General features: G+C 60.3%; 5 protein-coding genes. All 5 read right to left on the bottom strand.

From position 1 onward, the window contains the following. Window positions 1-165: 165 nt before the first annotated feature. Complete coding sequence (locus NW835_RS00125; protein WP_414370516.1) at window positions 166-426, bottom strand: glutaredoxin family protein; 261 nt, start codon at window positions 424-426, stop codon at window positions 166-168. A gap of 9 nt (window positions 427-435) precedes the next feature. Continuing rightward, window positions 436-1,263, bottom strand: a complete 828-nt coding sequence (locus NW835_RS00120) for a carbon-nitrogen hydrolase family protein (protein WP_414363761.1) — start codon at window positions 1,261-1,263, stop codon at window positions 436-438. A 36-nt stretch (window positions 1,264-1,299) separates the two neighbouring features. Continuing rightward, a complete protein-coding gene (locus NW835_RS00115; protein WP_414377388.1) occupies window positions 1,300-1,521 on the bottom strand; it encodes a DUF2839 domain-containing protein in 222 nt (73 codons plus the stop codon). A gap of 235 nt (window positions 1,522-1,756) precedes the next feature. Further along, window positions 1,757-2,512 carry an anti-sigma factor domain-containing protein gene (locus tag NW835_RS00110; protein ID WP_414363764.1) on the bottom strand — a complete coding sequence of 252 codons (756 nt, stop codon included), beginning with the start codon at window positions 2,510-2,512 and terminating at the stop codon, window positions 1,757-1,759. Then, window positions 2,509-3,090, bottom strand: coding sequence for a sigma-70 family RNA polymerase sigma factor (locus NW835_RS00105; RefSeq protein ID WP_414363765.1), 582 nt, complete (start codon window positions 3,088-3,090; stop codon window positions 2,509-2,511). The genes NW835_RS00110 and NW835_RS00105 overlap by 4 nt, the downstream gene beginning before the upstream one ends. Between the last annotated feature and the right edge of the window lie 220 nt (window positions 3,091-3,310).

The following is a 3,310-nucleotide window of genomic DNA, read 5'->3' as shown; positions in this document are numbered from 1 at the left end:
AGGAAGAAAATCGCATCCCCGTTGTGGCGGCCATCGTCGCCCCTCCCCACACGCTCTGGGTAAGACTGGGATCCCAATTTTGGGTTAAAAATGCCCAGGCTGCAGTTGAGGCCCTCCGCCAAGCTGGCTATACCGCCCGCAGCGAAGCGCTAGCCTCTTAAGCCGTCAACCCAACTGTCGTTCCAGCCAAGTGCGTAACTGGGTCACGGTTAGCCGCGGCGAGGGGCGGGGCAGAGATCGTTCGGGATCCCCCGCCAAGCTCAGCACGGGAACCTCCAGTTGGTAGCGCTCCCACCAGGCGGGGTTGGCAGTAATGTCGCGGATTTCCAACGTGGCGATCTCAGGGATCTGCTGCAACTTCTCCGCTAGGCCCTCACAGAGGTGGCAGCCGGGCTTGCTGTAGAGGATCAAGGGCGGCCAAGGCATAGGGGATCCCTAAAGGCTGACAGTACAGGCCAGACGACGATGCTGCAGCGAGGGCATCTGCCGCCGGATAAGCTGCAGGCGCTCCGGGTCGATCTCGGCAATGGCCACCCCTGGTTTTTCGCCGCCGGCATCCGCCAGGATCGTCCCCCAAGGATCCACGATCATGGCGTGGCCATGACATTGCCGCCGCTCGTAGTGGGTGCCCACCTGGGCGGGAGCAATCACGTAGCAGGTGTTTTCAATAGCGCGACACTGCAGCAAAACTTGCCAGTGGTCCCGGCCCGTGTAGGCGGTAAAGGCGGCGGGGATCAACAGCACCTGCGCTCCTCGATCCACCAAGGAACGATACAGCTCGGGAAAGCGCACGTCGTAACAAACCGATAGACCTAGCATGCCCAGCCGCTCTTCCTGGCAGACCACCACCTCGTTGCCGCTCACCACCGTGTTCGACTCGCGGTAGGTGTTGCCGTCGGGCAGGTTGACGTCAAAAAGGTGGATCTTGCGGTAGCGGGCCAGCTCCTTGCCCTCGGGGCTGTAGAGGGCGGCGGTGTTGTACACCTTGCCTTGTCCATCCGGCACCGGGTATCCCCCGCCCAGCACGAATACCTGGTAGCGCTGGGCCATCTTGGCCAAAAACTCCTCGGCCCGCTGCGCAATCTCTGGGGCAAGGCGAGCTTTTTCTGCCTCCGGCCCCATGAAGGCAAAGTTTTCCGGCAAAGCTACCAGCTCACATCCCCGCCGCGCCGCAAAGTCAATCCACTCCTCTGCCTGTTGTAGGTTGCCGGCCAGATCGGGGGTGCTGGTCATCTGAAGGGCGGCTGCCAAATAGGATCGCATGGGGAAACTCCAGGAAAACTCAAAGGATCCAGCCGTCTAGCCCACCAGGTGCCACCAGCCCAACGCAGGCCCCACAAATCGCACCACTACCCAGACAATGGCCAGGAGAATAATGCCGGCCCAAGCGCCCCGAGTTGTCCAATTGTAGATCGTGCGGGCTTGGGCTTTGGTGAGAGGAATATCTTTGAGCTGGGGAAACAGTAGCTCTTGGTCAGGATCGGGGCTTTTGCGGGTTTTGCGGCGCTTCGCTTCGCCCATAGGGTGACCTCCAAGTTGGCTTTTGCTGTGCCGGGGTAGTGACCCTCATCTTAATGCTGATACACTTCCGGTGCGCCCACAACTTTTCCCAACGGTAGGGTGGCTGGGGGGGGGTGCGCCGCCTGGCACTGTCTTTTGCCGATCCACATCGACGAAAGTGCCCTCAGAGGGATCCTGGACAGGTGAGCACGGCCATGCCCTGGGACAGACCTATGTTGGTTGGCCCCTGCTCCGGCTAGCCGGAAATCCACAGAGGGGATCCCTGGTGCTCTTGGGGCCGGCTGCCATCTTCCTCGGTAATGGCCACCGCCCGCACCCATTCTGCGGATGCAAACACTGGCGGTAGGCGCAGCTCCTGTTCTTGATTCCCCACCGCGTCTACTCGAAAAGCGGCAGTGAGGATCGCCCCCGCCTTATCCTTGGTGAAAGGCGCTTCCGGTTCCAGCACCACCCAGAGCGCATAGACGCGGCCCTCCGGCAGCGGCGGCAAACCACGGGCCACTAGCTTCCCTCGCAAGCCCTGCGGATCCACCTCTACCGTAACCGAGCCAGTCACGTTTTCTGCCGTCGGCTGCAATTCATAAGTCAACACCTCGACCGGGATCCCTTCCATCTGGGCCAGTTGCAGCCTGCGCCACAGGTACAGGTTCCCCAGTCCTAGGGCGACCATTAACCCCGCTGCCAGTGCCGCCAGGCCCCGCTGCCAGCGTGGGGATCCCTGAATGGCCAAGCCGGAAGTGGGGAGGGGTTTGGGCGCCGGCTCTGTGTAGGCTTGCAGCAGAGAAGCCCGCAAGCTGGGGGGAGGTTGCTTTTCTTCGACGCCGTAGGCCCTCTCCAGGATCTGTTGCAGGGCTTGCAGCTCCTGCTGTAGCTCCGGGCGCAGCTTGAGCACCGCTTCCAGTCGGTCGGCCTCTTCTGGGGAGAGATCCCCCAGCACGTAGCCGGCCAGCCACAGTTGCAGTTCCTCGGGAGACACAGACTCGGCTTTCATAGGGCGCCTCCCAGCAACTCGCGCAGCCGCAGCAAGCCTCGGCGGGCTCTGGCTTTAACCGTTCCCAAAGGCAGATCCAATTGCTTGGCAATTTCTGTCTGGCTCATGCCTTCGTAATAGGCCATTTTGAGGATTTGGCGTTGATGTTCAGAGAGCTCGGCCAAAGCCGTTTGCACCTCCACTGCCTGATCAGCGCGGGCCAATTGCTCCAGGGCCGTATCCTCGGCGGCGTTGCCCTGTAATTCCACTCTGCCCCGTTCCAGGGATCGCTGTCGATTGCGCCAGGAGCGCAGCCGATCCAAGCAGCGGGAGCGGGCCAAAATGCCTAGGTAAGTGCGCAGGGATCCCCGCTTGGGATCGAAGGAAGAACGGGCCAAACTCAGAAAAATGTCCTGCGTCAGATCTTCGGCCTCGGCAGAGTTGCCCAACATCTTGCAGGCAATTCCGTACACTAAACCGGCGTGCCGGTCGTAGAGGATGGCCAAAGCTTGGGATTGGCCTGCCTTGAGGGCTGAAAACACCTCCGCATCGCTTTTCTCCTGCAGGGATCGTTCAGCTTTATCACCCTCAATCTTCATGGAGAAAAAGTGCAAATAGAACGGTGGCAGGAAGGTATTTAGAGAGAAGCAAGCCCTGCCTGGGGCAAGCCAGAAAGAGTAATGACCTTCATAATTTATCGCCTGCATAGGCATGAAGTCAACCCCGCTGGAGAAAGCGCAGAAAGCCCTCTCCCGAGCTGGGATCGGGCTGAAACAAAACAGCAACAATTGGCCAGAAAAATGATTAAATTGCAACGAT

This window comes from Synechococcus sp. OH2 (genome assembly GCF_047462155.1).
Taxonomy (GTDB): domain Bacteria; phylum Cyanobacteriota; class Cyanobacteriia; order Thermostichales; family Thermostichaceae; genus Thermostichus.
The sequence above is the reverse complement of the archived record's forward strand: the minus strand, read 5'-3'. Positions and strand labels throughout refer to the sequence as shown.

Bases quoted from the DNA above. Each gene is read 5' to 3' on its own strand.
- NW835_RS00125 (WP_414370516.1), bottom strand. From the start codon at position 426: ATGCCTTGGCCGCCCTTGATCCTCTACAGCAAGCCCGGCTGCCACCTC.
- NW835_RS00105 (WP_414363765.1), bottom strand. From the start codon at position 3,090: ATGAAGATTGAGGGTGATAAAGCTGAACGATCCCTGCAGGAGAAAAGC.
- NW835_RS00110 (WP_414363764.1), bottom strand. From the start codon at position 2,512: ATGAAAGCCGAGTCTGTGTCTCCCGAGGAACTGCAACTGTGGCTGGCC.
- NW835_RS00120 (WP_414363761.1), bottom strand. From the start codon at position 1,263: ATGCGATCCTATTTGGCAGCCGCCCTTCAGATGACCAGCACCCCCGAT.
- NW835_RS00115 (WP_414377388.1), bottom strand. From the start codon at position 1,521: ATGGGCGAAGCGAAGCGCCGCAAAACCCGCAAAAGCCCCGATCCTGAC.